Origin of the sequence: Streptomyces sp. NPDC005899, from assembly GCF_040629645.1 — a bacterium.
Classification (GTDB): Bacteria; Actinomycetota; Actinomycetes; order Streptomycetales; family Streptomycetaceae; genus Streptomyces.
In genome coordinates, this window is the sequence record NZ_JBEXWB010000511.1 from 1 (window position 1) to 3,283 (window position 3,283).

Genomic DNA, 3,283 nt, shown 5'->3' on the forward strand with positions numbered 1-3,283 from the left:
TCCTGTCCGAGGTGCGCGCCGGACGGATCCACATCGACGACTTCTGCCCGGAGCGGCTGGAGCCGAACAGTTAAGGTCGAGCGGGCCGCCGCGGGCGCCGCCCGGACGACGGTGGTCATCGAGAGCGGCTGGCCGACCCCCAGGCAGAAGCCCAGGGCGGCCAGCATCGGGGCGAGCCCCCACACGGGCACGGGCAGGGCGATGCCCGCGCAGAGCAGGCCGCCCAGCAGGCAGGTGGCGGCGAGCAGCGGCCCCCGGCCGAGGAGGCGCAGCATCGGCGTCATGACCAGCCGGCAGGCGATGGTGGCGGCGGCCCGCAGGCTGAGCAGCAGCCCGATCGTGGCGGGCGCGATGCCGCGGTGTTCGCCGACGACCGGCAGGTAGGCGGTGAGGATGTCGGTGGCGGACAGCACGGCGAGGCTGACGAGGATGCCGGCGGGCACGCCACGGGTCCGCAGGATCCGGCCGACGGGGACCTTCGGTGCCACGTGCGCCCGGGGGGCGTCCACCGGGCGGTGCTCGATGCGCCACAGGGCGGTGAAGGAGACGGCGGCGACGGCCGCCGAGACGAGCAGGGCCAGGGCGCTCGTGCCGGCCATCGCGCCGTCCCGCCCGGAGACGAGGTATCCGGCGGCGATCGGGCCGATCAACTGGCCGAGGGAGGCGCCGATGGTGAAGTGGCCGAAGTTGCGGTCCTGCTCGGCGGGGGCCGACTGCCGGGCGACGAGCGACTGGGCGCCGATGACGAAGCAGAGGTGGCCGAGGCCCATGACCCCGCTCCAGGCCGCGAGCGCGGCCAGGGAGCCGGCACCGCCGCCGAGGGCGCAACCCGCGGCGATCAGGGCGACGCCGGCGGGGAGCAGGGGCGCGCAGCGGCCGTGGTCGGTCCTGCGGCCGAGGGGCACGGCGGCGAAGAGCGGCAGGAGGGCGTACGCGCCGGCGATGACGCCGATCGCCCGCTCGTCGGCGCCCAGGGAGAGGGCCCGGTAGGAGACGGCGGGCCGGGCCATCGACACGGCCCCCTGCGCGAACGCGAAGGCGATGACGAGGCGCAGCAGCCAGCCCCTGCCGGGCCGCGGTTCCGGGTGCGCCATCAGAGGATGCCGAAGAGGATTCCGGCGCCGAGGACCACGAGCGAGGTGAGCACGGCCCACTTGACGGTGAACCTGGTGTGGTCGCCGAACTCGACCTTGGCCATGCCGACCAGGACGTACACGGCGGGCACGAGCGGGGACGACATGTGCAGGGGCTGGCCCACGATGGAGGCGCGGGCGATCTCCAGCGGGGAGACGCCGTGGGCGGCTCCGGCCTCGGCGAGCACGGGCAGGACGCCGAAGTAGAAGCCGTCGTTGGACATGAAGTAGGTGAGGGGCAGGCTCAGCAGGCCGGTGACCAGCGCCATGTGGGGGCCCATGGCCTCGGGGACGGCGCCGACGACCCAGTCGGCCATGTGCTCGACCATGCCCGTGCCGGTGAGGACACCGGTGAAGACGGCGGCGGCGAAGACCATGCCGGAGACGTTGAGTACGTTGTCGGCGTGGGCCGCGATGCGGGCCCGCTGGTCGGGCATGTGGGGGAAGTTGACGGTGAGCGCGAGGGCGGCGCCGAGCAGGAAGAGGACCGGGATCGGCATGAGTTCGAGGATCATGGCCGCGAGGAGGGCGACGGTGAGACCCGCGTTGAACCAGTAGAGCCGGGGCCGCAGGGTGGCCCTGTGGGGGTCGAGTCCCTTGAACTCCTCCTCGCCCTCCCCGTCCTCCCCGGGCTGCGCGTCGCGCCCCGCGGCGCCGGCCGCGCCACCGCCGGGGGAGGACCCGGTGCCCGGGGCGGGACGGTCCCCGCCGCCGGCCGCGCCCACCAGGACGGTCTCCGGCTTCGTCTCCAGGACGTCGCCGAGCGTGAGCGTGCCGAGCCGCTTGCGCTCGCGGCGGCCCAGGACACAGGCCAGCAGGATGACGGCGAGGAGGCCGACGGCGAGTGCCGGGATCATCGGGACGAAGATGTCCGCCGCGTCCAGCTTCAGCGCGGTGGCCGCACGGGCCGTGGGACCGCCCCAGGGCAGGGTGTTCATGACCCCGTTCGCCGTGGCCGCGACACCGGTCATCACCACCAGGCTCATCTTCAGCCGCTTGTAGAGCGGGTACATCGCCGACACGGTGATCATGAAGGTGGTGGAGCCGTCGCCGTCCAGCGAGACGATCGCGGCGAGCACGGCCGTCCCGACGACGATCCGCATCGGGTCGGCCTTGCAGAAGCGCAGGATGCCCCGGACGACCGGGTCGAAGAGGCCGACGTCGATCATGACGCCGAAGTAGACGATGGCGAACATCAGCATCGCCGCGGTCGGCGCGAGGTTGCCGACGCCCTCGATGACGTAGTCGCCGAGCTTCGCGCCCTGGCCGACGGCCACGCAGAAGAGGGCGGGGATCAGGACCAGCGCCGCGATGGGCGACATCTTCTTCATCATGATCAGGACCAGGAAGGTCGCGATCATGGCAAATCCGAGGATTGTCAGCATGTGGGATACCTAACGTTCACCTTTGAACTCGCACCGGACTCGGCGGTCCGGATGACGTTAGGGGTCCCGTAGAGGGGTTAACAAGATGTCGACGTGTGAGCAATACGAGCAGAACCCCAGGTCAGCGAGCTGGTGAGACGGAGACGGGGATGGCGTTGAGCACGGCGGTGCCGGAGAGCGGGTCCAGCAGCGTGCCGCTCAGCAGCTGGTTCACGTTGACTCCCGGCTCCTCGCGGGCGACGGACATGCGGGTGCCGGGGCGGCTGTGGCCCCAGCCGTGCGGGAGGCTCACGACCCCGGGGCGCACGGCGTCGGTGACCTCCACGGGTGCCTCGACCTCCCCGCCGGCGGCGGTGACGCGGGCCGCCGTGCCGTCGCCCAGTCCGAGGCGGGCGGCGTCGTCGGGGTGGATCTGCAGGGTGCAGACGTTGGAGCCGCCGCGGAGCGGGGCGATGTTGTGCATCCAGCTGTTGTTGGACCGCAGATGGCGGCGGCCGACCAGGACGAGGCCGGCCGCGCGCGTGCCGAGGGCCGCCCGCAGCCGGGGCAGGTCGGCGGCGACCGGAGCGGGCAACAGCTCGATGCGTCCGCTGCGGGTCTTGAGCAGCTGGGGTATGCGGGGCTTCAGCGGACCGAGGTCGATGCCGTGCGGATGCTCCAGGAGCCGCTCCAGCGTGAGCCCGTACGGGCCCAGGCGCAGCATCAGGTCGAGGCGCCGCTCGGCCCCGGTGCAGCCGGTCAGTTCGGCGGCGAGCGACTCGGGGG

The 3,283-nt window shown here is 72.8% G+C and carries 3 protein-coding genes; all 3 read right to left on the minus strand.

The features are described from left to right. On the minus strand, positions 1–1,094 hold a 1,094-nt coding region (locus ABZ371_RS30670), incomplete at its 3' end, for an MFS transporter (protein WP_358685783.1). Then, a complete protein-coding gene (locus ABZ371_RS30675) occupies positions 1,094–2,518 on the minus strand; it encodes a citrate:proton symporter (protein WP_358685786.1) in 1,425 nt (474 codons plus the stop codon). The genes ABZ371_RS30670 and ABZ371_RS30675, both read right to left, overlap by 1 nt. A 121-nt stretch (positions 2,519–2,639) precedes the next feature. After that, positions 2,640–3,283 (minus strand): molybdopterin dinucleotide binding domain-containing protein (locus ABZ371_RS30680; protein WP_358685789.1); only part of this gene is annotated, 644 nt, incomplete at its 5' end.

What these genes read in the sequence shown, in the direction of transcription:
- ABZ371_RS30675 (WP_358685786.1), bottom strand. Translation starts at nt 2,518, where the DNA reads ATGCTGACAATCCTCGGATTTGCCATGATCGCGACCTTCCTGGTCCTG.